General features: G+C 68.0%; 31 protein-coding genes. 12 read left to right on the top strand and 19 right to left on the bottom strand.

Annotated elements, in window-relative coordinates:
• Nucleotides 1-2: 2 nt before the first annotated feature.
• Complete coding sequence (locus GGC30_RS06715; protein ID WP_112863181.1) at nucleotides 3-425, top strand: hypothetical protein; 423 nt, start codon at nucleotides 3-5, stop codon at nucleotides 423-425.
• Nucleotides 426-1628 carry an acyltransferase gene (locus GGC30_RS06710; RefSeq protein WP_008261134.1) on the top strand — a complete coding sequence of 401 codons (1203 nt, stop codon included), beginning with the start codon at nucleotides 426-428 and terminating at the stop codon, nucleotides 1626-1628.
• On the opposite strand, the gene GGC30_RS06705 is transcribed toward GGC30_RS06710, so the two are convergent.
• Entirely contained in the window at nucleotides 1629-2144 is a 516-nt protein-coding gene (locus GGC30_RS06705) for a Fur family transcriptional regulator (RefSeq protein ID WP_232216216.1), read from the bottom strand.
• Between the two features lie 190 nt (nucleotides 2145-2334).
• Here GGC30_RS06705 and GGC30_RS06700 point away from each other — a divergent pair, with 190 nt between their 5' ends.
• A complete protein-coding gene (locus GGC30_RS06700; RefSeq protein WP_040349352.1) occupies nucleotides 2335-4494 on the top strand; it encodes a heavy metal translocating P-type ATPase in 2160 nt (719 codons plus the stop codon).
• A gap of 19 nt (nucleotides 4495-4513) precedes the next feature.
• On the opposite strand, the gene GGC30_RS06695 is transcribed toward GGC30_RS06700, so the two are convergent.
• A complete protein-coding gene (locus GGC30_RS06695; RefSeq protein WP_008263799.1) occupies nucleotides 4514-4942 on the bottom strand; it encodes a DUF411 domain-containing protein in 429 nt (142 codons plus the stop codon).
• A 947-nt stretch (nucleotides 4943-5889) separates the two neighbouring features.
• On the opposite strand from GGC30_RS06695, the gene GGC30_RS06690 reads away from it, so the two are divergent.
• Complete coding sequence (locus tag GGC30_RS06690; protein WP_008261099.1) at nucleotides 5890-6288, top strand: four-helix bundle copper-binding protein; 399 nt, start codon at nucleotides 5890-5892, stop codon at nucleotides 6286-6288.
• 40 nt (nucleotides 6289-6328) lie between these two features.
• Here GGC30_RS06690 and GGC30_RS06685 read toward each other — a convergent pair whose 3' ends face one another.
• A complete protein-coding gene (locus GGC30_RS06685) occupies nucleotides 6329-6733 on the bottom strand; it encodes a helix-turn-helix domain-containing protein (RefSeq protein ID WP_040349355.1) in 405 nt (134 codons plus the stop codon).
• A 62-nt stretch (nucleotides 6734-6795) separates the two neighbouring features.
• On the opposite strand from GGC30_RS06685, the gene GGC30_RS06680 reads away from it, so the two are divergent.
• From GGC30_RS06680 to GGC30_RS06670, 3 genes are read left to right on the top strand one after another with little or no spacing between them, the layout of a single operon-like run.
• Nucleotides 6796-7182 carry an MFS transporter permease gene (locus GGC30_RS06680; protein WP_008264030.1) on the top strand — a complete coding sequence of 129 codons (387 nt, stop codon included), beginning with the start codon at nucleotides 6796-6798 and terminating at the stop codon, nucleotides 7180-7182.
• Entirely contained in the window at nucleotides 7179-7397 is a 219-nt protein-coding gene (locus GGC30_RS16695; protein WP_083793340.1) for a GDCCVxC domain-containing (seleno)protein, read from the top strand. The genes GGC30_RS06680 and GGC30_RS16695 overlap by 4 nt, the downstream gene beginning before the upstream one ends.
• Nucleotides 7398-7432: 35 nt before the next feature.
• Nucleotides 7433-7792 (top strand): bleomycin resistance protein, encoded by a 360-nt coding sequence (locus GGC30_RS06670; protein ID WP_040349972.1) that lies wholly within the window; start codon nucleotides 7433-7435, stop codon nucleotides 7790-7792.
• A gap of 52 nt (nucleotides 7793-7844) precedes the next feature.
• Here the strand turns inward: GGC30_RS06670 and GGC30_RS06665 are convergent, their stop codons facing one another.
• From GGC30_RS06665 to GGC30_RS06635, 7 genes are all read right to left on the bottom strand, one after another.
• Nucleotides 7845-8069: a hypothetical protein gene (locus GGC30_RS06665; protein WP_008262058.1), complete on the bottom strand. Its 225-nt coding sequence runs from the start codon at nucleotides 8067-8069 to the stop codon at nucleotides 7845-7847.
• Nucleotides 8070-8079: 10 nt separating this feature from the next.
• Nucleotides 8080-8463: a copper resistance CopC family protein gene (locus tag GGC30_RS06660; RefSeq protein WP_008261639.1), complete on the bottom strand. Its 384-nt coding sequence runs from the start codon at nucleotides 8461-8463 to the stop codon at nucleotides 8080-8082.
• Between the two features lie 17 nt (nucleotides 8464-8480).
• Nucleotides 8481-9632 carry a copper resistance protein B gene (locus tag GGC30_RS06655; RefSeq protein WP_040349356.1) on the bottom strand — a complete coding sequence of 384 codons (1152 nt, stop codon included), beginning with the start codon at nucleotides 9630-9632 and terminating at the stop codon, nucleotides 8481-8483.
• Entirely contained in the window at nucleotides 9629-11440 is a 1812-nt protein-coding gene (locus tag GGC30_RS06650; RefSeq protein ID WP_008264371.1) for a copper resistance system multicopper oxidase, read from the bottom strand. The genes GGC30_RS06655 and GGC30_RS06650 overlap by 4 nt, the downstream gene beginning before the upstream one ends.
• A gap of 128 nt (nucleotides 11441-11568) precedes the next feature.
• Entirely contained in the window at nucleotides 11569-12138 is a 570-nt protein-coding gene (locus tag GGC30_RS06645) for an RNA polymerase sigma factor (RefSeq protein ID WP_008260971.1), read from the bottom strand.
• A 9-nt stretch (nucleotides 12139-12147) separates the two neighbouring features.
• On the bottom strand, nucleotides 12148-12588 hold the full coding sequence (locus GGC30_RS06640; RefSeq protein ID WP_008264166.1) for a Spy/CpxP family protein refolding chaperone: 441 nt from the start codon (nucleotides 12586-12588) through the stop codon (nucleotides 12148-12150).
• Complete coding sequence (locus GGC30_RS06635; RefSeq protein WP_205911595.1) at nucleotides 12585-12851, bottom strand: hypothetical protein; 267 nt, start codon at nucleotides 12849-12851, stop codon at nucleotides 12585-12587. The genes GGC30_RS06640 and GGC30_RS06635 overlap by 4 nt, the downstream gene beginning before the upstream one ends.
• A gap of 203 nt (nucleotides 12852-13054) precedes the next feature.
• On the opposite strand from GGC30_RS06635, the gene GGC30_RS06630 reads away from it, so the two are divergent.
• The 3 genes from GGC30_RS06630 to GGC30_RS06620 are packed head-to-tail and all read left to right on the top strand — an operon-like array spanning nucleotide 13055 to nucleotide 15160.
• On the top strand, nucleotides 13055-14146 hold the full coding sequence (locus tag GGC30_RS06630) for an acyltransferase (RefSeq protein ID WP_134582481.1): 1092 nt from the start codon (nucleotides 13055-13057) through the stop codon (nucleotides 14144-14146).
• Entirely contained in the window at nucleotides 14143-14619 is a 477-nt protein-coding gene (locus GGC30_RS06625) for a DUF411 domain-containing protein (protein ID WP_008259918.1), read from the top strand. Before GGC30_RS06630 ends, GGC30_RS06625 begins: the two co-directional genes overlap by 4 nt.
• 49 nt (nucleotides 14620-14668) lie before the next feature.
• A complete protein-coding gene (locus tag GGC30_RS06620) occupies nucleotides 14669-15160 on the top strand; it encodes a nuclear transport factor 2 family protein (RefSeq protein ID WP_008260359.1) in 492 nt (163 codons plus the stop codon).
• A gap of 98 nt (nucleotides 15161-15258) precedes the next feature.
• Here GGC30_RS06620 and GGC30_RS16255 read toward each other — a convergent pair whose 3' ends face one another.
• The 6 genes from GGC30_RS16255 to GGC30_RS06595 form a co-directional block, all read right to left on the bottom strand.
• Nucleotides 15259-15405 carry a hypothetical protein gene (locus tag GGC30_RS16255; protein ID WP_164952583.1) on the bottom strand — a complete coding sequence of 49 codons (147 nt, stop codon included), beginning with the start codon at nucleotides 15403-15405 and terminating at the stop codon, nucleotides 15259-15261.
• Nucleotides 15406-15453: 48 nt separating this feature from the next.
• On the bottom strand, nucleotides 15454-15786 hold the full coding sequence (locus GGC30_RS06615) for a hypothetical protein (protein ID WP_040349358.1): 333 nt from the start codon (nucleotides 15784-15786) through the stop codon (nucleotides 15454-15456).
• 62 nt (nucleotides 15787-15848) lie between these two features.
• Entirely contained in the window at nucleotides 15849-16763 is a 915-nt protein-coding gene (gene copD / locus GGC30_RS06610) for a copper homeostasis membrane protein CopD (protein ID WP_008260446.1), read from the bottom strand.
• Nucleotides 16764-16767: 4 nt separating this feature from the next.
• The gene (copC, locus tag GGC30_RS06605; RefSeq protein WP_008260662.1) at nucleotides 16768-17130 is read right to left on the bottom strand and encodes a copper homeostasis periplasmic binding protein CopC; all 363 of its coding nucleotides are present in this window, start codon (nucleotides 17128-17130) and stop codon (nucleotides 16768-16770) included.
• A gap of 117 nt (nucleotides 17131-17247) precedes the next feature.
• The gene (locus tag GGC30_RS06600; RefSeq protein WP_228763639.1) at nucleotides 17248-17742 is read right to left on the bottom strand and encodes a DUF305 domain-containing protein; all 495 of its coding nucleotides are present in this window, start codon (nucleotides 17740-17742) and stop codon (nucleotides 17248-17250) included.
• 147 nt (nucleotides 17743-17889) lie between these two features.
• A complete protein-coding gene (locus tag GGC30_RS06595) occupies nucleotides 17890-20244 on the bottom strand; it encodes a heavy metal translocating P-type ATPase (RefSeq protein WP_040349359.1) in 2355 nt (784 codons plus the stop codon).
• A gap of 102 nt (nucleotides 20245-20346) precedes the next feature.
• On the opposite strand from GGC30_RS06595, the gene GGC30_RS06590 reads away from it, so the two are divergent.
• Both GGC30_RS06590 and GGC30_RS06585 read left to right on the top strand, forming a co-directional pair.
• Complete coding sequence (locus tag GGC30_RS06590) at nucleotides 20347-20622, top strand: metal-sensitive transcriptional regulator (protein WP_040349360.1); 276 nt, start codon at nucleotides 20347-20349, stop codon at nucleotides 20620-20622.
• 57 nt (nucleotides 20623-20679) lie between these two features.
• On the top strand, nucleotides 20680-21105 hold the full coding sequence (locus GGC30_RS06585; RefSeq protein WP_008259726.1) for a DUF305 domain-containing protein: 426 nt from the start codon (nucleotides 20680-20682) through the stop codon (nucleotides 21103-21105).
• A gap of 646 nt (nucleotides 21106-21751) precedes the next feature.
• Here GGC30_RS06585 and GGC30_RS06580 read toward each other — a convergent pair.
• Genes GGC30_RS06580 through cydB form a run of 3 tightly spaced genes read right to left on the bottom strand, consistent with a single transcriptional unit; the run spans nucleotide 21752 to nucleotide 23354 of the window.
• The gene (locus GGC30_RS06580) at nucleotides 21752-22228 is read right to left on the bottom strand and encodes an isoprenylcysteine carboxylmethyltransferase family protein (protein ID WP_370451910.1); all 477 of its coding nucleotides are present in this window, start codon (nucleotides 22226-22228) and stop codon (nucleotides 21752-21754) included.
• The gene (locus GGC30_RS16620; protein ID WP_194943540.1) at nucleotides 22225-22353 is read right to left on the bottom strand and encodes a DUF2474 domain-containing protein; all 129 of its coding nucleotides are present in this window, start codon (nucleotides 22351-22353) and stop codon (nucleotides 22225-22227) included. The genes GGC30_RS06580 and GGC30_RS16620 overlap by 4 nt, the downstream gene beginning before the upstream one ends.
• Nucleotides 22353-23354: a cytochrome d ubiquinol oxidase subunit II gene (cydB, locus tag GGC30_RS06575; RefSeq protein ID WP_008259839.1), complete on the bottom strand. Its 1002-nt coding sequence runs from the start codon at nucleotides 23352-23354 to the stop codon at nucleotides 22353-22355. The genes GGC30_RS16620 and cydB overlap by 1 nt, the downstream gene beginning before the upstream one ends.
• Nucleotides 23355-23421: the final 67 nt, after the last annotated feature.

The following is a 23421-nucleotide window of genomic DNA, read 5'->3' as shown; positions in this document are numbered from 1 at the left end:
GCATGGCCGGCAAACGCTTCACCGTGCGCGGCCGGAGCATTCGTTGGCGGGAAGGCCGCTATCGCCAACGAGGTAGGCGGCGGCTCCAGGCGCGCCCGCTGAAGCCACGGCCCGTGCTCGATACGCTCGTCGCCATCGGGGTCAGCCTGTTCGCAGGAGGCCTGGTCTTCTGCATGGCCCTTCTGCTGCTGGGCGCACACAAGGTGCCGCTGCATTTTGGGTACGGGGCCATTCTGGGCGGCGTGATCGGCTGCTCGTTTGTGTTTGGACCCCGCGATAGGCCAGGACTGATGGTCGTCGGAGGCTTGGTCGTCGTTTGGGTTTTGGGAACGGCCGTTCTCTACGCTTCGCGAGACCAGATCGTCCTGCGTCCACATGAGCACCGCAGCGCCGCCGCCAAGTCTGCGCCACGGAAGGCTGACTGAATGCCCGAAGCCGCGCTGACCGAGCCATCGCCTCGCCCCGTCCGGATCGCGCGCGGCGGCTGGCTGGACGCGCTGCGTTTTATCGTAGGGGCGCTGATCATCCTCTACCATTTCCGCGAGGCCGCGCCTGTGCCTCTCGGACAACTGCATCCAGTCTTCGAGCGCGGCTATCTGCTCACCGACTTCTTCATCATCGACTCCGGCTATGTCCTGGCCCGCATCTACGGTGATCGCCTCGCGTCCGGACAGGCCTCGCTGCGCGCCTATGCGCGCCAGCGCCTGCTGCGGGTCATTCCGGCCCACCTGGCGGTCAGCCTCGTTCTGGTGCTGCTCGTCGGCGGCGCCGCCCTGGCCGGGATCGCGCCCAGCAATCCGCGCTGGTTCGACTGGTCGCAACTGCCCGCGCAGGTGCTACTGGTCCAGGCCTATGGCGTGCCGGGCGGGCAGGGGTGGAACGCCCCGACCTGGACCCTCTCGGCCCTGATCGGCTGCTATCTCCTGCTGCCCTGGATCTGCCGCGCTCTGTGGCGCTGGCCGCCGGTCGCAGTGGTGATCGGCGCGACGCTCCTCGTCGTCGCCGCCGATATCGCCGCTTCGCTGTGGCTCGGCGATCCGATCTACCGCCTGCCGATGCGCTACGGCATCCTGCGCGCCCTGCCGCTCTTCCTGCTCGGGGTCGCGGCGGCCTTCTACGGTTCGCGGGTCTGTGTCGCGCCACACCGGGCCAGGGCGATCGGCCTCGCCGCCGCCTTCGCGCTCGTGGGGCTGCAGGCCTTCGGCGCCTTCAGCCTGCTGTCGCTGGGCCTGATGACCGTGATCATCTGGGCCGCCGGCGCCGTGCCGGTGCGCAGTCCTTCACGGATGATCGAGCATTTGGCCCTTATGTCTTTCTCGATGTTCCTCACCAATGAGGTGAGCCGCATCGTCTGGTTCGGCTTGCTCGACGCCTTGGGACAGGAGGCCTGGTCGTCCGACGTTCGCTGGGTCCTGTGGGCCATCGGCTTGGTCGGGGCGTTCGTGGCCGCCGCCGTGTTTCGCTACGGCTTCGACCGACCGGTCCAGACCTGGCTTAGTCCGTCCCGACGACCGGGGTCGACCCGAAGGTCGGCCGCCGCCACGGAACGGGCCGTGGAATTGGGCGGCCCCGGCGTCGCCGCGCCCGGGCGCCCGGGGCAGGCCGCCATCGACCCGCCCCGGGCTTGATCAGGGGCGCGGCTCAGTGCTTGTGGGCCCGGACCCCGCGGCCACCTCCGGCCCTGTCTGGGGGGCCAGATCCCGGGCCGCGCCGGGGCGCTGCGGGCGGCAGGCCGGACACAGACCCTGGCCTTCGAGCGTGATCCGTTCGATCTCGTAGCCCGCCGCTGTCGCGGCCGCGCCCAGCGACGCCATGCCGGACGAAGGGATCTGGCGACAGAAGCCGCAACAGTCGCACAGAAGAAAAACCGCAGGCGAACCGAGGCGTTCGGGATCGCAGGCCACATAGGCCTTGAGGCTGGAAAGACGATGGATCAGACCGTGAGTTTCGAGGAACTGCAGCGCCCGATAGACCGTAGCCGGCTTCGCGACGCGAGCATCCTGGTGATACGTCGCCACGAGATCATAGGCCTTGGCCGGAGCGCCCGCGACGAGCAGGAGCTCCAGCACCCTGCGCCGGGGGCGCGTCAGCTTATCCCCGGTGGCGGCGACGCTGGCGGCGGCAGCGTCCAGGGCGCGTTCCACCTGTGCGGCCGTTGGCGGCGCGGTCTCACGGTCGTGCGGACAAGGCGAGGTCATCGAGGGGCTGGGCCCGCCTCCAGGGTTCGTCGGACGGCGCTCTCCACTCCAAGGGAACGGCGGGCTCATTTTTTAGCTTGCACCTACAGTCGCTGGAGGAGGTAGCCTTGCCCTATAGAGATCACAAGGAACAGACATGACGGCGCAACCCCTCGAAAGCCGATACCGGGTCACCGGGATGGATTGCGCCAGCTGCGGCCGCAAGATCGACACGGCGATCCGCAGGCTGCCGGGCGTCGAGGACGTCTCGGTGGCGGTGCAGACCGGCGTGCTCAAGATCCGGCATGGCGGAGACCTCGCCGACGAGGCGGTCCTGCAGCAACTGCGCAACCTCGGCTACAGCGGAGAAGCGGCCGCGCCGACGTCCGGAGCCGTCGCTGCGGCGGCGGGCCCACCTCCGGCGGCCGCCCGGGCCGGGGGCGCCCCGTGGTGGTGGACCGGCAAGGCCCGCCTCACCGCGCTCTGCGGCCTGGCGCTGTTGTCCGCCTATGGACTGGGCACGCTGTTCCCCTCCCTCGAACGATACGCCTTCCTCGCCGCCCTGGCCGTGGGGCTGATTCCGATCGCGTCGCGCGCCTTTTCGGCGGCGCGCCACGGCACGCCCTTCTCCATCGAAATGCTGATGACCATCGCCGCCGTCGGCGCCGTCTTCATCGGGGCCGCGGAAGAGGCCGCCGCCGTCGTCCTGTTGTTCCTGGTCGGCGAGATGCTCGAAGGGGTGGCGGCCGGACGCGCGCGCAAGAGCATCCAGGGGCTCGCCGCCCTCGTGCCCAAGACCGCCTTCGTCGAGGCGGACGGGGTGACCACGGAGGTCGCCGCCGAGACCGTGGCGGTGGGCGCGATCATCCTGGTCCGGCCCGGAGACCGCGTTCCGGCGGACGGCGAGATCATCGAGGGCGCGGGAGACCTCGACGAGGCCCCGGTGACGGGCGAGAGCGTGCCCAGGCGCAAGGTCGTGGGCGATCCTGTGTTCGCCGGCACGATTAACGGCGGCAGCGTCCTGCGGGTGCGCGTGACGGCCTCGGCCTCGGACAACACCATCGCCCGGGTGGTGCGTCTCGTCGAGGAGGCGCAGGAATCGAAATCGCCGACCGAACGCTTCATCGACCGCTTCTCGAAAATCTACACGCCGGGCGTGCTCGTGTTCGCCGCCCTCGTCGCGGTCACGCCGCCGCTGCTGTTCGGCGGGACGTGGAGCGAATGGGTCTACAAGGGCCTCGCCGTGCTGCTGATCGGCTGCCCCTGCGCCCTCGTCATCTCCACGCCGGCCGCCATCGCCGCCGGCCTGTCGGCGGGGGCCCGGCGCGGCCTGCTCATGAAGGGCGGGGCCGTGCTGGAGACGCTGGGCAAGATCACGGCGATCGCCTTCGACAAGACGGGGACCCTGACCGCCGGCAAGCCCGTCGTCACCGACGTCGTCGCCGGAACGCGGGATGCCTCCGCCCTGCTGACCCTAGCGGCCGCGCTGGAAACGGGATCGAGCCATCCGCTCGCCCTCGCCATCCTCGCCCGAGCTGAGGCGGACAAGATCACGGCGCCGCCGGCCTCGGCCACCCAGGCCATTCCGGGGGAGGGCGTGGAAGGCGAGGTCGGCGGCGAACGCATATTCCTCGGCTCGCCGCAGGCCGCGGCCCGACGCGCCCCGATCACGCCGGCCCAGGACGCGGCCATCGCCGCCCTGAACGCCGAGGGCAAGACGGTTTCCGTCCTTGTCGTCGGGGATGGCGTCGCCGGGTTCCTCGCCATGCGCGACGAGGCGCGGCCCGACGCAGTCCAGGGTCTGGCCGACCTGAAGGCGCGGGGCATCCGGACCATCATGCTGACGGGCGACAACCGCCGCACGGCGGAGGCGGTCGCCGCCGGCCTGGGCATCGAGCCCCGGGCCGAACTGCTGCCGCAGGACAAGCTAGTCATCGTCAAGGCGCTGCAGGCCGAGGGGCTGGTGGTCGCCAAGGTCGGGGACGGCATCAACGACGCCCCGGCCCTGGCCCAGGCGGATGTCGGCATCGCCATGGGCGGCGGCACCGACGTGGCCCTGGAGACGGCGGACGCCGCCGTCCTGCACGGCCGGGTCAGGGACATTCCCGACATGATCGCCTTGTCCCGCGGAGTGATGGGCAATATCCGGCAGAACATCACCATCGCCTTAGGCTTGAAGGCGGTGTTCCTGGTCACCACCGTGATCGGGGTGACGGGCCTGTGGCCCGCCATCCTCGCTGACACCGGAGCCACGGTCCTGGTCACCGCCAACGCCATGCGCCTGCTGCGCTGGACGCCGCGTCGTCAACCGTCGTGACTGCCGGCGGTGCGCCTTCTCAGGCCCCGTTGTGGCGACCGAACACGCGGGTCGAACCGTCGTTGAGGATCAGGACGGTCGCATAGGGTTCGCGCCCGGCGGCCTCCATGCCCGGCGAGCCCGCCGGCATGCCGGGCGCGCTTAGTGCGCGGGCGGCGGGGCGTTCGCCGAGCAGCCGCTCGACATCGCTCGACGGAACATGGCCCTCGATGGCGTAGGCGCCGACCACCGCTGTGTGGCACGAGGCGAGGCGGTCCGGAATGCCATGCCGGGCCCGGATCGGGGCGAGATCCTCGCGCTCGACGACCTCGACGATCCAGCCCGCCTGGCGCATGTGGGCGATCCAGCCGCCGCAGCAGCCGCACCATGGCGTCTTGTAGGCGATCATCCGTTTCGGGGGCGCGGCGAGGGCCGGGCCGGGCACGGCGACCAGGGGCAGGCCGAACACGAGGGTCCGGCGGGACAAGCGCGGGCGAGTTTGAACCAAAGTGAGCGCTCCTTGGGAGTCCAAATCCCACCATGGCGGGCGCGGGCCGGTTTGGCGACGGGCGCAGTTGTCGCGCCCTGACCTGACGTCGCCCAGGCGTGGAGCGCCGGCTAAGCCCGCCCATATCGCAGCGGAACCTCTGGTAGAAGGCCCGCACCCGCCCGGGCAGGACACAGCCCCCTGCTCGGCCGGCGCGGCCAAGCGAATCCGTTCGCCTGAGGCGCCCGGGGTCTCGCAACCATGCCTTCGCTGACGTATCGCGACCGTACGAGGCCGGTCACGCAAGCGCTGATCCCCGCGGAATGGTCATGGGCGACGGGATTGAGGAGCCGGCGGAAGCCGGAGGCGAAGCGTCCGCTGCGGCGAACGTGGCGTCGAGAGCTAGCCCGCAGACGCTTGCGGGGCCCCGAAGGCGCCAAAAACTGCATGTGAGCGGCAACGGCCTCCGCCCGGCCGTATAAGGCGCAACACGGCGCGCGCGACCAACAGGCTGACTTTTCGCGCGGGCCCGCTCGCGAAGACGAGCCTTCGGCCCTCGAGGGCAGCGAGGACGAGGCCGGCCCGGCGCGCCCGGGCCGACGCATTACGTCCCTGGCTCAAGACCAGCGCCTCTCTGTTCCGGAGCCCGCCGACCCCACAATCTCGGTTGCGCCGCCGATTGTAGATGAACTCTCGCGGGCAAGTGCGGAGATCCAAATCGCAAGCGGTTCAGTGATCCGTGGTCGAATGCATGTGAGCTTGAGGTCGCCGGCCGGCCCCTGATGTCTGGTCCACCGCATTTCCACATGATCTCGGCTCGGCGAAGTACGGGTTTGACGAGGTCGGGAGGCGTCGCCGTTCGGAACATCTTCCCGGCGCCGGGGTTGGATCCAGATCACCCGAGAGAGCCTCCGATGCAAATCCAACCAATGATCAGCACCCACCCCGACGTACGCGGCAGCGTGAACGACAGCCTCATTCGCGCGATCGAAGCGGGCTACGGCTGCGCCGCCGTATGCCGCATCTGCGCTGACGCCTGCCTGGCCGAGGAGATGGTCAGGGACCTGACCCAGTGCATCCGGCTCGATCTCGACTGCGCCGATGTCTGTCTGGCTACGGCCGGGCTCGCCGTGCGGCGCGCCGGCAGCAACGAGGCCTTGATAAAGCGCATGCTCGAGACCTGCGCCGAGGCTTGCGCCGACTGCGCCATCGAGTGCGAGAAGCACGCCGAGATGCACGAGCATTGCCGTATCTGCGCCGAAGAATGCCGGCGTTGCGAAGATGCTTGCCGCGAGGCGGCCGCGTCGATCAGGCCTTCACGGCACTGAGGCTGACCGCTGTCATCGGCACAGGGTCGTATCTTCGACGCTAGCTCGAGCCCAGCTCATCAATCACCGGGCACCTAACCCGTCCGCCTTCACTGCAGTCGGCCACAGCCTGCCTCAGCACTTTCCGTAGCCTCTGCAGATCCTCGATCTTGGCGTCCACGCTGGCGATGTGGTCTTGGGCCATGTCGCGGACTTCGCAGCACGCCTGAACGCCCGGCTCGCTCAGCGCGATCAGGCGCCGAATGGCGTCGATGCCGAAGCCCAGTTCGCGCGACCGGCGGATGAAGCGCAGACGCTGGGCGTGTTCCGGCTCATAGCTGCGGTGGCCGCCCTCGGTCCGGGCCGGCGCGGGCATCAGCCCGATACGTTCGTAGTAGCGCACCGTTTCCAGGTTCACCCCGGCGCTGTCAGCGAGGCGCCCGATCGTCAAACTTCGTGCGGACATGGCTCTTGATCCCGTAGCGGCTACGGGTTGTAGCCTGTAGCAGAAATCGAACGGGAGGTCCCATGGCCATCGATTACGACCGGCCCCGCATGCCCGAGGTCGCCGTCAGCGCCTCGGCCGCCCTCGGCGGTGTCGCCTCGGTGTTCGCCTGGGCCGCGTGCTGTGTGTTGCCTCTGGCTCTGTCCGTGGCGGGCGTATCCTTCGCCGGCGCCGCGGTCATCGCGGGTGCGCGGAACTGGCTGACGCTTCTGGCCGCCGTCATCCTGGCCGCGGGCTGGCTGCTGCATTGGCGTCGCCTGCGGATGTGTCGGAAAGACGGGGCCTGCCGCCACCCTTCGCGGCTCGCCTTCTGGCTGCTGGTGATCGCCAGTCTGCTGATCGTCCTGTCCATGGCCTGGCAGCCGTACATCGAGCCGTGGGCCATGACGCGACTGGCGGCCATGCGATGACCCGGGCCATCGTTCTAGACTCGACGCTGACCTGCCCGGATTGCGGTCATGTCGCGACGGAGACCATGCCCACCGACGCCTGCATCTGGTTTTACGATTGTCTCGGCTGCGGCGTGAAGCTGAAGCCCCTACCCGGCGACTGCTGCGTGTTCTGCTCCTATGCCGACGTGCCGTGTCCGCCGATCCAGGTAGATGGCAAGGGGTGTTGCAGCTAGGCTACGGCGGCATTGCTGCATTCCCGGAGTTCGCCGTGACCGACCACGCCACGCCCAACCTACCGTCGCGGGATTTCGAAGTTACGTCCCAGTTCTACACTCGACTGGGCTTCGAACAGGACTGGCGCGACAAAGGCTGGATGATCCTGAAAAGGGGCGGTTTGACGCTGGAGTTCTTCCCGCATCCGGACGTGGATCCGCTGACCAGCAACTTCAGCTGCTGCCTGCGGCTGGACGACCTGGACGGGTTTTACGCAGAGTGCGTCGTTTCAGGATTGCCGAAAACCTGCTGGGGCCACCCTCGCCTGCACGCGCCGAAGCTTGAGGAGTCGGGACTGCGGATCGGCGCGCTCATCGACCCGGACGGAAACTTGATCCGCCTTATCCAGAACTGAGGCGTCCGGCGGCTCCCCCACGGGAAACCGCCGGAAACCATCGATGCGACGATCAGTTGTGGTCGGCGTGGCCCTGAGGCGCGGGCGTATCCGACGGCGCCGGGGCGGGCGGCGTCGGCTCGGGCGGGGCGGGCTCGGTCTTCATCTCGTCGCAGCAGCTCATGGCGGCGTCCGCGGCCATGTCCTTGCAGCACTCGCAACCTTCGGCGGCGAGGGCCGCGCCGGCGCTCAGGGTTAGGATCGCGCCGGCGGCGGCCAGCAGGTTGGAAACTTTCATCGTCGTTCTCCTAGTGAACCATAAAGCTGACCGAGCCGGACATCTTGTGGCCGTCCGGGCCCTCGGCGGTCCAGGCGGCAGTGTAGGTTCCTGGGGCCAGACGCGGAAGAGCCACGCCGACGGTCGCGGCGGCGGGCGCTGCGGGGACACTCACTTCGACCGGGGCCTGACCTTCGGCGGTGAGCGTGACCGTCTTGAGGACCATCGTATGCGGGAAGGTGACGCTGAAGCGTTCCGGCGAGCCCTGGGTCATCGCCCCGTTCGCGGGAGCCGTCGTGACTCCCGACTGGGTCGCGGCGGCCTGCGCCGGCATGCTGTGGCCGGCGTGCGGATCCTGGGCGGAGGCGGCGCCGGCGAAAGCCAGGGCCGCCGTGAGGGTGAGAATGCGGATCAAGGGGTGGTCTCCTTCGGTTAGAACCAGGCCTTGAGGCCGACGATGAACCGGATGTCCTCGGCCTCGCCGCCGCGGGCTTCGATGTAGCCGGCTGTGTCTCCGAGCGCGCGGCTCCACTCGACGCCGACATAGGGGGCGAACTCCTTGCGGAACTCGTAGCGCAGTCGCAGGCCCGCCTCGACCGAGGACACGCCCGAGCCAATCTCCAGTTCCGGAATGTCGCTGGCCGAAGCGTCGATTTCGAGGCGGGGCTGAAGGATCAGGCGCTGGGTGATGCGCAGGTCGTATTCGGCCTCGACGCGGGCGGTCAGGTCGCCGTCGGTCGACAGGAAGGCGGCGGCGTCGACTTCCCACCAATGGGGCGCCAGGCCCTGCAGGCCGAGGACCAGATGCGTCGTATCTTCGCCGTCGGGCCGGAAGTCCTGTCGCACGCCGGCCTGGAGGTCCCAGAAGGGCGTCACGGCGCGGCTGTAGAGAGCCTGGACTTCGGCGTCCTCGAGCGCGCCGTTGAAATCGCCTTCGCCCTCGGATTTCCACCAGAAGCGGTTGATGTCGCCGCCCGTCCAGCCCTGGACGTCCCAGAGGTAGGTCTCGCCGCCGTCGCCGAAGCCGGCTTCGAGGCGATCGAGAATGACGGCCGTGGTGCGGACGTCGCCGTTTTCGTGAATCAGGGTCCGGCGAGAGGCGGCCATGGCCTCGGCGCCGAAGACGAGATCGGCAGCGTGGACAGGGCCGGCCAGGGCGGCGGGCGGGAGCGGGTCCTCCGGAGGACGGCCGGGGTTGTCGGCGCTGGTCGCCACATTGGGCGGCCCCATGCTCATGGTCGACATGTCATGCCCGGCGTGAGGGTCGGTCTGCGCGGGTGACATGGCCGACATGTCGTGGCCCGCGTGTGGATCAGCCTGGCCGGGCGTCGCCGCCGGCATCTGGTGTCCCGCCTGCGGGTCTACGGGCGCGGGCTGCGCCGGCATCCGGTGGCCTGCATGCGGATCCGCGGCGGGCGGCGTCTGCGCGGGCGGCATGACGTGACCGGCGTGCGGATCCTGCGCCGGTCGGGCCGGCGCCGCGGTCGCCGGCATAGTGTGGCCCGTGTGAGTGTCCTGGGCCTGGGCGCTGAAGGCGCTGACGGCGAGCACCAGCGGGGCGAGGGCGACGGCGAGGCGGCTCATGACGCGGCTCCGTCCATGGGCCGCACCGTCACAACATTGAACATGCCGGCGTGCATGTGCATCAGCATGTGGCAGTGGAAGGCCCAGTCGCCGGGCGCGTCGGCGGTCAGATCGAAGGTCACCTTGCCGCCGGGCGCGACGTTGACCGTATGCTTGAGGGGCTGGTGACCGGTGGGTCCGCCGGTCACCAGTTCAAAGAAATGACCATGCAGATGGATCGGGTGGGCCATCATGGTGTCGTTGACCAGGGTCACCCGCACCCGCTCGTTGCGCTCGAAGCGGATCGGTTCGACCAGTTCGCTGAACTTTCGGCCGTCGAAGCCCCACATGAACCGCTCCATGTTGCCTGTCAGGTGGATCTCCATCGTCCGAGACGGGGGGCGCGGGTCCTTGTTCGGCTGGAGCGACACCAGGTCGGTGTAGACGAGGACGCGATGATCGACTGTAGTGAGACCGATCGGACGCTCACCCAGACGGTTGGCGGGATCCATGGCGATCGCATCGACGCCGACGCCCACCGCCATGTCGGGCGGAGCGTTCTCGGGATCGCGCATGTTCATGCCCGACATGGACATCCCGGCCATCTCGCCGGCCGCGGGCGCGTTCTGGGCCGGAGCCGCGTGGTCCATGCCGGCCATCGCGCCATGATCCATACCGGACATGTCGGCCATCGCGCCGTGATCCATTCCGCCCATGCCCATGTCGCGCATGGTGAGGTTCGGGACCTCTCGCAGGGGAGGGACCTCGGCGGTCATGCCCAGGCGCGGCGCCAGGGTCGCCCGGCCCATGCCGGACCGGTCGATGGCTTCGGAGACGATGGTGTAGGCGCGGTCCTCGGTCGGCTGGACGATGACGTCGTAGGTCTCGGCGACCGAAATCTGGAACTCGTCCGTCTCGACCGGGCGCACGTTCTCGCCGTCGGCCTGCACCACGGTCATCGGCAAGCCCGGGATGCGAACGTTGAAGATGGACATGGCCGACGCGTTGATGATGCGCAGCCGCACCCGCTCGCCGGGCCGGAACAGGCCGGTCCAGTTCTCCTGCGGTCCATGGCCGTTGATCAGATAGGTGTAGGTCGACCCGCTGACGTCGAGGATGTCGCGCGGGTCCATCCGCATCTGGCCCCACATGCGCCGTTCCTCCAGGCTCATGCGGTCGCTGCCGTCCATGAGCCCCGCCAGCGTGGTGCGCTGCTGGTTGAAGTAACCCGGGCTCTTCTTCAGCTTGGCCAGGATTTCGTGCGGATGCATGAAACTCCAGTCCGACAGGACCAGCACATGCTCGCGGTCGTAGGCGACCGGATCGGCGCCCGCCGGGTCGATCACGATTGGGCCGTAGTGACCCATCGCCTCCTGTAGGCCAGAGTGACTGTGATACCAGAAGGTGCCCGACTGCTTGATCGGGAACTCGTAGACGAAGGTCTCACGGGCCTTGATGCCGGGGAAGCTGATGCCAGGAACACCATCCATCTGGAACGGGACGAGCAGGCCGTGCCAGTGGATTGAGGTGTCCTCGTCCAGCGTATTGGTCACCGCTAGCCGGACGTTCTGGCCTTCTCTAAGGCGTAGCAGCGGCGCCGGCAGAACGCCGTTGATGGTCACCGCATGGCCGGTGCGGCCGCCCACGGTGAAGGGCGTGTGTCCGACGGTCAGGTCGATGTTCGGTCCCGTCAGCGTCGGAAGATCCGCCCGCAGTCCCGCCGATCCGGTTTGCGCCCAGGCGGGGAGCAGACCCTGCAGGCCCAGCAGCCCGCCGCCGGCGGCTGCGCCACGGAGAAGCGTTCGGCGATCGAGGCGGGGCGTGGACATAGGCGAGAAATTCCTTGGTCGGGCTATTCAGCCGTTCGTTCAGATACGCGGCCGGGCGGCGTATCCCTCGCGTCAGGATGCCGCAGACGTCGGGATTGCAGCTTGTGCATCTTCCCATCAGGGCAAGGTCAAGCGTTTCCGCCGGAAGCTTGGGCCAAAGCCGCCGTCAAGGTCTTGCGGGCGCGGGCGACGCGGGTCTCGACCGCCTTGGGCGTAATACCGAGGATCGAGGCGATCTCGGCGTGAGACCGTCCCTCGAGCGTGGCGAGCAGAAGCGGCCCCTTCAGGGCGTCGGGAAGGTCCCGCAAGGCGCGTTGCAGAGCTTCGGCCCTGCGCTGATCGTCCAGCCGTGTCTCGGGTGACGGCGCATCGTCGCCCACCGCCGCCGCCTCGGGCGCCTCCAGGCCCATGACGCCGCGCACAACCCGGCGGACCGCGCGCCGCCGGCCCCAGTCTCGACATTTGTTGAGGGCGATGGAGCGAAGCCAGACGTCGAACGGCCGCGCCGGATCATACCGCCGCAGGGCGAGCCAGGCGGACGCATAGCTTTCCTGAAGCACGTCATGCGCTTCGGACTCGTCGCCGACATAGCGGCGCACGAACCGGTAGAGATCGGCCTTTGTGGCGGCCATCAAGGCGGTGAAGGCGGCCCGGTCTCCGGTCGCCGCACGGGCCTCGATGCTCTGCTCAGCACACACGCGCGCCGCTTAGCCGGCGTCGTCGTGCAGGGCCTCGACGACCGCGGCGTCGAACACCTCGGCCTGCGCCGGGGTCAGGACGGATCGCATCTCGAACACATGGGTGATTGTCGCCTTCTGCAGATCGCCCATGGCGGCGTGGAAATGATCGACCGCGGCCTGGACCTGGGGCGTGTCGCCGTCACTGGCGGCGATGGCGGCCGCCAGTTCGCGATTGGCCGCGCGCACTTCCGCTTCGAGCGCCGGCCGCAGAGCGGCGAACCGGGCTTCGACCACGTCGAGCCGTCGATCCTGCTCAGGGCTCAGGTCGAGTTTCTCATGGACGACGCTGTGCAGGCTTGGCGGCTGCCGCTCCCGCATGACCCAGGTCGCGCTCGCCCAGGTCGCCGCGCCGCTGGCCAGCGCGGCCAGGATGGCCGTGATGACGATCGACTTCCAGGAGGCTCTCATCCCCGAACGTCCAGGCCGGAGAGAGGCGACAAGCCCGCCGAGACGGTGAAAATCCGCATCTCGGACGGCTCCGGCCGTGGAGCCATGAGCATCAGCCCTCCGTTCGCGACGCCGATCACCAGAGCGAGCGCAACGGCGGCGACCCGGACCTGACCCATGCGGGCGCGCTCCCTGCGTTCGCCGATCCGCACCCAGACCGCGTCTTCCATGCCGACCAGCCGGCCGGCGTCGCCCGGCCCGACCGCTGCGATCAGTTCATTCATGTCGTCAGTCATTGCGCACCTGCGTCACGCCCCATCTGCCATACGCGCCAGCCTTCCGGTCCCCTCACGAGGGGACGAGCCGTCGCCCGCGTAGATACCAGAGAACGACCGGGACGCGCCCTGTCGTCCGGGGAAAAGACGTGAGCGACAGATCAGGGCCCACGCGGGTTCCATTCCCCGACGTGCTCGATCAACTCACGGGCGTGAGGTTCTTTCTCGCCCTCGGCGTCGTGCTGTTTCACTTCCAGCTCTACTGGACGCTCCCGGCGGAGAGCGCGGGCTTGCTGAACCGCGCGCGCCTGGGCGTGGATGTCTTCTTCATCCTGTCGGGCTTCATCCTGACCCACGTCTACCTGCAGGGAGACCGGGCCCCGAACTACGGTCGATTCCTGGCGGCGCGCCTCGCCCGGATATATCCGGCTCACCTGTTCATCCTCCTGGCCATGCTTGGGCTGGTGCTGATCGCGCCTGTGTTCGGTGTCGGGCTGGAGCCTGGCCGGTTCAATCCCGTCGACTTCGCGGGCACCCTTCTGCTCGTCCAGGCGTGGTTCCCGCGAGAGAGCATGGCGCTCTGGAACGGACCGGCCTGGTCGCTGTCGGCGGAGTGGTTCGCCTATCTGGCCTTCCCCGCCTATGCCGCCCTCGCGCTCCGGCTGCGGGCCAGGCCGTGGGTCCTGATCGCCCTCGCCATGCTGTTGTTCGTTGCCCTTGACGCCTTCTACCGCGCCTGGTTCGGCCGGATGTTGCCTCGGGCTGAGGACAGCCTCGGGATCCTGCGCATCATTCCCGAATTCCTCTACGGCATTGGCCTCTACTATCTCGGTCAGCGCTGGACGCCTTCGCCGCGAATGTCCCTCATGGGCGCCCTGGTCGCCACGACCTTGCCGCTGGCGCTCATGCAGATCGGCGCCGACGACCGGGTCATCGTGGCGGCGGCCGGTCCCTTTATCCTGTCGCTCGCCCTGTTAGCCAAGGCTCCGGTCCGGACCATCCTGTCTCACCCCGTGCTTCTGTTCGCCGGCGAAGCCTCGTTCGCCCTTTATCTCGTCCACATCCCCATCCTGATGGTGTGGCGCAATGCGGCGCAGGCGTTCGCCGGCTGGGGTGCGGACTATCGAATGGGCCTGGTCGAACTGGCCGCCATGCTTGTGTTGACGCTCGCCGCCGCGGCGGCCATCCATGTCTTCGTCGAGCAGCCCGGCCGACGGTGGCTACGCAAACGAACGGCGCCGCAGGGCGCCGACCCCGTCGAAGCCAGACGATCCGTACACAGCGATCAGGGAGAACCCTTTTGAACCCCGCCAGCCTGAACCGCCGCCTGCTGCTCGGCGCGGCCGCCTTCATCGGCATCAGCGGAACCGCCTGCGCCCAGACGCGGCCGTCAAGAAGCCTCACGGTCTTCAAGACGCCGACCTGCGCCTGCTGCGATGCTTGGATCGCGCACATGTGCGAGGCGGGCTTCACCACAACCATCACCGTCCTTCCGAGCCTTGAATCGGTCCGGAGCAGCCGCGGCATGCCGGACGCGCTCGCTTCCTGTCATACCGGTCTGATCGATGGTTATCTGGTCGAGGGTCATGTGCCGGCCCCGGACGTCATCCGACTGCTGGCCGAGAGACCGGCGGCGGTGGGTGTCGCGGTCCCGGGCATGCCGCTCGGTTCGCCCGGCATGGAGACGCCGCAGGGGCACAAGGAGCCCTACGACACCCTGCTGGTGCTTCGCTCGGGCGCGACCCGCGTGTTCGCCCGCCACAACCCGCGGGCCTGACGCCGATCGCGCTCAGTCCGTTCAGATCACCCACAAACCGGAGTTCGCCATGTCCCGCACCTCTCTCGAACTCGTCCTGTCGCTCGCCGTGCTTTCGGCGACACCCGCCTTCGCCCAGGACCACGCCCACGGGCATGCCCGGGCCGCCGGCTCGGTCGCCGCGGAAGCTGCGGACGCGGCGGCGGCCGTCGATGCCTTTCACGTCGCTCTCAAGGCCGGCGACACGGCCGTCGCCCTGGCCCTGATGGCGCCGGATGTGATGATCTTCGAGGAGGGTGGCGCGGAGCGATCGCGCGACGAGTATGCGTCCCATCACCTGGGCTCGGACGCCGCCTTCGCCGCCGCCTCTGAAGCGACGGTGACGCGCAGATCGGGATGGGCCGATGGGGACATCGCCTGGATCGCCAGCGAAGGCCGCACCACGGGCCAATTCAACGGCCGTGCCGTGGACCGCCTGACGACCGAAACCATGGTCCTCAAACGCCATGCCGACGGCTGGCGCATCCACCACATTCACTGGTCGTCGCGCGCGCCCGGCTGACGCTCAGGCCCGCGCCAGCGGGTCGCCGGCCCTGCGACGTCGGTGAGGAACATCGAGAAGACGCCCGCCCTCGCGGGCGGGCGTCCCCGATCATACGATCAGCAGCAGGTGCAGGCTTCCGCGCAGGCTGCGATAGCGTCGCAGCAAGCGCATACGGCCTGCGCCACGGCGTCCGGCGCGGCCGCGAAGGCGGCTGAACCGGAAGCCAGCAGCACCAGGGCTGCGAGGGTGAGAGTGCGTTTCATGGTTTTGATCTCTGTTTGATTGAATGAGTTCGGTCATCTTCAACAGGATCAGCGTCGTGGGGGCGGGTCGTCCGCCTCCACGGTGAAATCGGCATGCCGCGCATCAAGGGATGGATAGAGGACAGACGCATAGACCCGTGCGGGGGTGGATTCACCGCCCTGGGGGACAAGGCCCTGGCAGATGGCCAGACACGCCTTATGGCATGAGATCCTGACGGTCTTCGGCTCGCACGGGACGCCGTCGCCGCTCATCGACATGGACGCCATATCCGGATCGACCGGAGCTTCGCAGGCGATCGAAGCGGTGGACACGAACAGCATGGCAAACGCCGCGAGCAGCGCGGTCGTCAGTCGGACGAGGTCATGACGCAGGAACGGCATTGTCTGATCATACTTCAACGGTCGGCGGAGCGACGATCTCATTTTGATCATTGCAATCGAGCCTACAGAGACGCCGGGGGCGGCAGGGTTCCCATGACCGCCACGACGCCGATCAGGGCGAGTCCCAGACCCGTTTCGATCAACAGGCTGCGCCGGAGCGCGCTCATGGCGGCGACGGAGGGTTGGCCCGTCTCCAGCGCAGAGCCCAGTGTCGGCGTCAGCCGGAACCGGTTGCTCGCCGCCAGCGCAAGCATCAAACCGAAGAGGACGAGCTTGGCGACCAGAAGCTGGCCGTAGAGGTTGCCCGCGATCGACGCCACGCGCTCGGGACCGATCAGGAACCAGCTGTTCACGAGACCGGTCAGCACCAGCAACAGGACCGCGAGCGTTCCAAGGCCGGCGAAGCCATGCAGGGCGCGATGGATTGCAAGGTCGTCCGGACCGGCTCGGCGCAGAAGCAGGGCCGTCAACGCCGCCAGGGCGCCCAGCCACAAGGCCGCTGCCACCGCGTGAATGATGTTGGCGACAAGATGGAGGGGCCCGCCAGGGCCCTCGGTGGCCGCGCCGTGACCCGTCCACGCGAAGCTGGCGGCCACCATCAGACCCAAGGCGGCCGTCACGCTCCAGAGCGCGCGACCGGGTTTCAGGGCGACCAAGGCGACGAGCCCAAGCAAGGCGGCGGCGGCCCGCACGACCATCGCCATGCCCAGGGCCGTGCCGGTGACCATGAAGGACAGGGACGCGGGTTTGACGGCTTCGCCCAGCGACCCCGCCATGACGGCCGTCTGTGCCACCAGGGCGGCGAGCGAGCCGAGCGCGACGATGATCGCGGCGAGGCGCAATGTCGGTCGCGACCATTCCAGGTTCGGCGCGTCGGCGTCTTTGAAGCTGTAGAGAAGGAACAGCGGCGCGCCGAGAAGGACGACGCCGCCGCCGTATTGAAGCCAGCGAAGCGCGATGACCGCGACTTCCAGCACGGCGTCAGCGCACCGTGAAGGCGTAGGATCCCGTCATGCGGTGGCCGTCGCTCGACGCGATACGCCAGTCGACACGGTAGGCGCCGGCGGCCAGCGGGCGAGCCAGCGCGCCCGTGAGGGTCCTGCCGTCCTCGGCCACCGAGGTGCGGATCGCGATCTTCTCCCCCGCCGCATTGACGACGTCGAAGCCGGAAAAGGCGGGAACGCTGCGTTCGCTGAAGGTCAGGGTCAGCGTCCGGGTCGCGGCCACGGTGGAGTCGGGCGCCGGGGTGGCGCTGACCAGGCGAGCGTGGGCCGCCGCCGGTCCGGCGGCGAAGGCCACGACCGCCGCGACGGCGATGAAGGGCGCGGGGTGGAAGTAACGCATACTCAGTCTCCAGACGTTTGGCCGGTCCCGGCCTTCTGCTTCTCTACGCGCCACACGACCGCGTCCCTCATGAAGAGGAAGCGGGCGGCGGCTGAGGCCTTCCCCCGCACGCCGGGGTCAGCGGCGACGCTTCTCGAGGAGCGCCTGCATCTGGGCGATCTCCGCCTGTTGACCACGCACGATGCCGTCGCACAAAGCGATGATCTCCGGATCTGTCAGGGAGGCTTGCTCGCACATCAACACGGCCCCGGAATGGTGCGGGATCATCGATCGCAGGAATTCGTCGTCGCCAACGAACGCCTGGGTGCGCATGCCGATGAAGCTGCCGACGAAGATCACGGCCGCGACCGCGCCAATGGCCAGGTTTGTTTTGCGCGACGGGTACATGGACCGCATGAAGACGAGCATGAGGACCGCCATCGGCGCGACCATCATCAGGGTCATGTAGACGTTGTTCAGGTTGAGATAGAAGTGACCGAGCGTGGCGATCATCGTGTACATGACCAGGTACATGATGACGAAGTCGAGCGCCAACTCCAGGTACAGGCTTCGGTAAGGGCCAAGTCCACGAGCGTTGCCTTGACCGCCGTGGTCCATCTGTTGATGAGACATCGTCCGTATCCTCTTCAGAAATTTCAGTTCGTCATCGCCTGCCGCTGCGAATGCTTGGAGACTGCGGTCAGCGTCTAAATCAATCCGGCCCGTCACAGCCGGTTCCTCCCTTAGGTGGGTGGGCGGACTGTTGATTGCCTATCTTGGCTAAAGCCTCACCGCGCGCAGTCTCAGCGCATTGCCGATGACGCTGACCGAGGAGAGCGCCATTGCGAGCGCCGCAAGGGCAGGCGAGAGAAGCCAGCCGAAGACGGGATAAAGCAGGCCAGCCGCCACGGGGATGCCAAGGGCGTTGTAGCCGAAGGCGAAAACGAGGTTCTGGCGGATGTTGCCCATCACCGCACGGGACAGATGCCGTGCGCGCACGATGCCTTGCAGATCACCGCCCAGCAGCGTGACGCCGGCGCTCTCGATGGCGACGTCCGAACCCGCCCCCATGGCGACGCCGACATCGGCTGCGGCGAGGGCAGGGGCATCGTTGACGCCATCCCCCGCCATGGCGACGATCCGACCCTGCGAACGAAGCTGTTGAACGACAGACGCCTTGTCCTGCGGCAGAACCTCCGCCTGGACTTCGTCGATGCCGAGGCGACGCGCGACCGCTTCGGCCGTCGTCCGGTTGTCCCCGGTCATCATCACCAGCCGCAGACCGGCCGCTTTCAGCGCGAGGATCGCAGCCGGCGTGGTGGCCTTGATGGGATCGGCGATGCCGATGACCCCGGCCGCCTTTCCGTCGATCGCCACGAATATGGCGGTGGCGCCGTCGTGGCGAAGGGCCTCCGCCTTCGGCTCCAGCGCGGAGACGTCGATCGAAAGCTCGCCGAGAAAACGGGTGTTGCCCAGGGCGACCTGGCGGCCCTCAATCGTCCCGCGAACGCCGCGACCGACCGGGCTGTCGAAGTCCACGGCCTCGGTAAGGGGGATGTCCCGGTCCTTGGCTGCCCGGACAATCGCGTCGGCCAACGGATGTTCGCTGCCCCGCTCGAGGCTGGCCGAAAGACGCAAGATGTCGGCTTCAACGAAGCCGAGGGCGGGCAGGATCGCCGTTACCGACGGACGGCCCTCCGTCAGGGTGCCGGTCTTGTCCAGAACGAGAGTGTCGACCTTCTCGAAGCGTTCGAGCGCCTCGGCGTTTTTGATCAGGACGCCGGCGTGGGCGCCACGTCCCACCCCGACCATGATCGAGATCGGCGTCGCCAGACCCAACGCACAGGGACAGGCGATGATGAGCACCGAAACGGCGGCGACCAGGGCGTAGGACAAACGGGGCTCGGGACCGACCAGGCCCCAGACGACGGCGGCGAGCAGGGCGATCGCGATCACCGTGGGAACGAACCATCCGGAGACCGTATCGGCCAGCCGCTGGATCGGGGCGCGACTGCGCTGGGCCTGGGCCACCATCTGGACGATCTGCGACAGCAGGGTGTCGGCGCCCACCTTGTCGGCGCGCATGATGAAGGATCCGGTCTTGTTGAGCGCGCCGGCCACGACGCGGTCGCCGACATCCTTGGTCACCGGCATGGACTCGCCGGTCACCATGGATTCGTCGACAGCGACCCGACCCTCCAGGAGTTCGCCATCGACCGGGATCTTCTCTCCGGGCCTTACCCGCAGGCGGTCGCCGACGGCGATCTGGTCAAGCGAGACATCTTCATCGACGCCGTCCGCCCGGATTCGGCGCGCGGTCTTGGGCGTGAGGTCCAGCAGGGCTCGGATCGCGCCCGACGTCTGTTCGCGGGCGCGCAGTTCCAGAATCTGCCCGACGAGGACCAGCACGGTGATGACCGCCGCCGCCTCGAAATACACCGGCGCGCTTCCGTCGGCCTTCAGGAAGGCGGGCGGGAACAGGGTTGGCGCGACGACGGCCACGACGCTGTAAAGCCATGCCACGCCGACCCCCATGGCGATCAGGGTGAACATATTCAGCCGCCGGGTGCGCAGCGATGTCCAGCCGCGCTCGAAGAAGGGCCAGCCGCACCAGAGAACCACGGGGGTCGCCAAAGCGAACTGGATCCAGTTCGACATCTGGCCCGGGATGAACATGTGGAGATTGGCCAGGTGTCCGCCCATTTCCAGGGCGAAGACCGGCAGGGTCAGGACCAGACCAACCCAAAAGCGTCTGGTGAAGTCGATCAGCTCGTGGTTGGGCGGGGCTTCCGCCGTGACCGTCTCCGGCTCAAGCGCCATGCCGCAGATCGGGCAGGAGCCTGGGCCTTCCTGCCGGATCTCGGGGTGCATCGGGCAGGTGTAGATGGCGCCGGGAACGGCCGGCTCGGCCTCCACGCGAGGGTTCAGGTAACGCATCGGATCGCCGATGAATTTGGTCCGGCACCCCGCCGAGCAGAAGAAATAGTCCTGACCGCCATGACTGGCTCGGTGAGCGGTAGTCGTGAGATCGACCGACTTGCCGCAGACGGGATCCTTGACCGTAGCCGCGCCATCCAAGGCCTTCGCCCCGCAGCAGGCGTGACCCGAGGCATGATTGTGAGGATGCGTGGACATGTCGCTCTCTCCGGCTGACCGAAGGGCTCACATATACCCATGGGGGGTATATCGCAAGATACCCGTCTGGGGTATATGGGGGCGCTCAGGAGGACAGGCCGCATGCAAACCGACACGAAACCCAAAGTCCTCAACAGGCTCAGCCGGATCGAAGGCCAGGTGCGGGGAATCTCCCGCATGGTTGAAGATGACCGGTATTGCGTCGACTTGCTGACCCAACTTCAGGCCGTTCGAGCCGCGCTCCATCGCGTGGAGACCGAAGTGCTACGGGATCACCTCGACCACTGCGTCATGGGCGCCATGACCGGCGACGATCCCGAGGATCGCAAGGCCAAGGCCGGCGAGCTGATCGAGCTCTTGGCGCGGGCCGGACGGTAGAGTTGGCGGAACGAATGGGCCCTCCTGGTCGCTAACGTCGGATCCCAAGGAGCCGTCATGAAACGCATCAGCCTCGTCCTCGCCGCCTGCGCCTTGGCTACGGCCTGTTCCCCGCAAGCCGAAGAGCCCGCCGTAGCCGCGCCTGAGGCCGCCGCAGCGGCGGACGCCCATGGCGGAATGGAGGGCGGCATGGCTGCGCCTGCGCCCGGCGACTCCGTCGCCACCCAAGGCTACAAGGCATCGATGAACACGATGATGGAGGCGATGCCTCCCTTCACCGGGGACGCGGACATCGACTTCATGACGCAGATGCGAGGTCACCACGTCGCAGCCGTCTCGATGGCCCGTGTGGAGCTCGCGCAAGGCAAGGACGCCCAAGCGCGGAACCTGGCCCAGGCGGTGATCTCGGCTCAGGAGCGCGAAATCACCCTGATCGACGCCTGGCTCGCCCAGAAGGGAGCGTCAGCGACTCCCGCCGCCTGATCGCGAGATCAGGGCACCGCGTCCGAGGACCAACGGATGTGCGTAATCCGCCATCTGTCGTCCTCGTGGCGAAAGACCGATCGGCCAGTCCCGCCGTCGTCGAAAATCAGGACGCCGTCGGCCGCAAAGCCAGTGCGGCGTTTGCATTCCGGTCGTCGAGCGCGGCATGACAGGCATCGACGACGCTTGTCGCTATCGCCATACGATCGAGCCGGTAAGCTCGACGACGAACATGCGCATGAGATACAGTGTACGTCCGAGTGATGGTGCAAAGTGGCAAGGCGAATCGAACTCGTTGCATTGCATCTCGGTGCTCAGAAAGTCCGATAGACCGCAAAAGATGACGAATTCACGCAAATGTTATTGCTTAGAATTTTCTGAATGTTTTCAGAATACTTCCCGTTTGTCGGTTATTCAATCGGTCCGGCGACCGATATGCGAGAAAAAACCCCAAGCCGATCAGCGGCTTGGGGTAATTTGTGTAATCGAGTGGGAGTGAGGGGCAGTCATAAGGCGCCCCCTGACGAGATGATTGCGGAGTAATGAGCGGAGCATAGCTGCTTGGTTCACATGCCGCGCCCCGTAACCTCACGGTAGTGACGAAGCGACGGGATAGGGAGGCGTCTGTGGGCCGGGCGAAAGGGGATCACGACGTCATCCGCCGGCCCAGCCAGCGGCGCACCCGGCCCACGTACACGGACCACGCCGCGCCGAAGTGGGCCGCCAGGTGTCGTTCCTCGCGCCGGATGGCGAGACGGTCGGTGGCGAAGGCGGCGACGGGGGCGGCCACGAAGAACCAGGCGTTGTCGAACAGGCCCCCGAGGCCGAGCAGAAGCAGCCCGTTCGCGAGATAGATCGGGTTGCGGCTCCAGGCGAACGGACCGGTCGTGACCAGAGCGGTCGCCGCCCGGTGCGGCAAGATGTTGGCGCGCCGCCGCCGCATCTCCAGCATGGCCCAGAGGTCCAGACCAAGGGCGAGCCCGACCAGGAGGCCGCCGGCGGCGAAGGCGCCGGGGAAGAGGGCGGGCGGAGTCCATAGACGCGCCGTGATGAGCGCGACAAGGACGGCGCCGCCCGTGATGAGCGGCGGCCAGGGCCAGCGGTTCGGCGCCTGCGGCGTCACCCGCCGGCCAGCTTGAGAACGCCGCGCAGCAGATAGGCGATCACGCCCAGGACACCCACGCCCAGCACCCAGAGGGCGACGAACCAAAGGCCCTGCCGGAGCCCGTTTCTGGAGTCGCGACGCATCAGTGGTAACCGTCGTCGCCGACCTTGCCCCGGAACACCCAGTAGGCATAGGCGGTGTAGGCCAGGATGATCGGGATCAGGATCAGGGCGCCGACCAGCATGAACAGCTGGCTGGAGGCCGGGGCGGCGGCCTGCCAGAGGGTGATCTCGTCGGGCACGGCGTAGGGGAAGACGCTGACGCCCAGACCCGCGAAGGTGACGGCGAACAGGCCCAGCGACAGCAGGAAGGGCCAGACTTCGCGCTTCTGACGCATGGTCCAGAAGAAGGCGGCCGCGACGATCAGAACGAGCAACGGCACCTGGGCCGTCAGAAGCACGCCGGGCCAGTCGAACCAGCGCCGGGCGTATTCGCCGTCGAGGAAGGGGGTGGCCAGGCTGACCGCGCCGATCATCAGCAGGGTCGCCGGACCCAGTTTCCAGGCTTGCGCGCGGGCGTGGGTCTGGAGCGCGCCTTCCGTCTTCATGTTCAGCCAGGTGGCCCCCAGAAGGGCGTAGCCGACGACGACGGCGGCGCCGGTCAGCAGGCTGAAGGGGCTGAGCCAGTCCCACCAGCCGCCGCCATAGGCGCGGCCCGACACCTCGACCCCCTGCAGGATGGCCCCCAGGGTGACGCCCTGGGAGAAGGCGGCCAGCAGGGAGCCGCCGAAGAAGGCGACGTCCCAGACGGGCTTGGCCCGCACCGTGCGCCAGCGGTATTCGAACGCCACGCCCCGGAAGACCAGGCCCAGCAACATGGCGATGATCGGCGTATAGACCGCCGGCATCAACACGGCGTAGGCGAGGGGAAAGGCGGCGAACAGGCCGCCGCCGCCCAGGATCAGCCAGGTCTCATTGCCGTCCCACACCGGGGCGATCGAGTTCATCGCCTTGTCGCGCTGGTCCCCGGCCTTCAGCGTCGGGAACAGGATGCCGACGCCCAGGTCGAACCCGTCCATGACGATATAGGCGAAGACGGCGAAGGCCAGCAGGCCGGCCCAGACCAGGGTCAGATCAACGCTCATGATCGGTCTCCTCGCCGGTCGGGATGGGGCGGTCCGGGTCGATGGCGGGGGCGGGGGTGATGCCCGC

The sequence above is a fragment of the Brevundimonas sp. SPF441 genome (assembly GCF_009661015.1).
GTDB lineage: Bacteria > Pseudomonadota > Alphaproteobacteria > Caulobacterales > Caulobacteraceae > Brevundimonas > Brevundimonas vesicularis.
Note: the sequence above shows the minus strand (reverse complement) of the source record. Positions and strands in the feature narration are given on the sequence as shown.

Excerpts from the sequence above, each read along its gene's own strand:
- GGC30_RS06715 (WP_112863181.1), top strand. The coding sequence starts at position 3 with ATGGCCGGCAAACGCTTCACCGTGCGCGGCCGGAGCATTCGTTGGCGG.
- GGC30_RS06710 (WP_008261134.1), top strand. The coding sequence starts at position 426 with ATGCCCGAAGCCGCGCTGACCGAGCCATCGCCTCGCCCCGTCCGGATC.
- GGC30_RS06700 (WP_040349352.1), top strand. The coding sequence starts at position 2,335 with ATGACGGCGCAACCCCTCGAAAGCCGATACCGGGTCACCGGGATGGAT.
- GGC30_RS06690 (WP_008261099.1), top strand. The coding sequence starts at position 5,890 with ATGATCAGCACCCACCCCGACGTACGCGGCAGCGTGAACGACAGCCTC.
- GGC30_RS06685 (WP_040349355.1), bottom strand. The coding sequence starts at position 6,733 with ATGTCCGCACGAAGTTTGACGATCGGGCGCCTCGCTGACAGCGCCGGG.
- GGC30_RS06680 (WP_008264030.1), top strand. The coding sequence starts at position 6,796 with ATGGCCATCGATTACGACCGGCCCCGCATGCCCGAGGTCGCCGTCAGC.
- GGC30_RS16695 (WP_083793340.1), top strand. The coding sequence starts at position 7,179 with ATGACCCGGGCCATCGTTCTAGACTCGACGCTGACCTGCCCGGATTGC.
- GGC30_RS06665 (WP_008262058.1), bottom strand. The coding sequence starts at position 8,069 with ATGAAAGTTTCCAACCTGCTGGCCGCCGCCGGCGCGATCCTAACCCTG.
- GGC30_RS06655 (WP_040349356.1), bottom strand. The coding sequence starts at position 9,632 with ATGAGCCGCCTCGCCGTCGCCCTCGCCCCGCTGGTGCTCGCCGTCAGC.
- GGC30_RS06650 (WP_008264371.1), bottom strand. The coding sequence starts at position 11,440 with ATGTCCACGCCCCGCCTCGATCGCCGAACGCTTCTCCGTGGCGCAGCC.
- GGC30_RS06640 (WP_008264166.1), bottom strand. The coding sequence starts at position 12,588 with ATGAGAGCCTCCTGGAAGTCGATCGTCATCACGGCCATCCTGGCCGCG.
- GGC30_RS06635 (WP_205911595.1), bottom strand. The coding sequence starts at position 12,851 with ATGAATGAACTGATCGCAGCGGTCGGGCCGGGCGACGCCGGCCGGCTG.
- GGC30_RS06620 (WP_008260359.1), top strand. The coding sequence starts at position 14,669 with ATGTCCCGCACCTCTCTCGAACTCGTCCTGTCGCTCGCCGTGCTTTCG.
- GGC30_RS16255 (WP_164952583.1), bottom strand. The coding sequence starts at position 15,405 with ATGAAACGCACTCTCACCCTCGCAGCCCTGGTGCTGCTGGCTTCCGGT.
- GGC30_RS06615 (WP_040349358.1), bottom strand. The coding sequence starts at position 15,786 with ATGCCGTTCCTGCGTCATGACCTCGTCCGACTGACGACCGCGCTGCTC.
- copC (WP_008260662.1), bottom strand. The coding sequence starts at position 17,130 with ATGCGTTACTTCCACCCCGCGCCCTTCATCGCCGTCGCGGCGGTCGTG.
- GGC30_RS06600 (WP_228763639.1), bottom strand. The coding sequence starts at position 17,742 with ATGTCTCATCAACAGATGGACCACGGCGGTCAAGGCAACGCTCGTGGA.
- GGC30_RS06595 (WP_040349359.1), bottom strand. The coding sequence starts at position 20,244 with ATGTCCACGCATCCTCACAATCATGCCTCGGGTCACGCCTGCTGCGGG.
- GGC30_RS06590 (WP_040349360.1), top strand. The coding sequence starts at position 20,347 with ATGCAAACCGACACGAAACCCAAAGTCCTCAACAGGCTCAGCCGGATC.
- GGC30_RS06585 (WP_008259726.1), top strand. The coding sequence starts at position 20,680 with ATGAAACGCATCAGCCTCGTCCTCGCCGCCTGCGCCTTGGCTACGGCC.
- GGC30_RS16620 (WP_194943540.1), bottom strand. The coding sequence starts at position 22,353 with ATGCGTCGCGACTCCAGAAACGGGCTCCGGCAGGGCCTTTGGTTCGTC.
- cydB (WP_008259839.1), bottom strand. The coding sequence starts at position 23,354 with ATGAGCGTTGATCTGACCCTGGTCTGGGCCGGCCTGCTGGCCTTCGCC.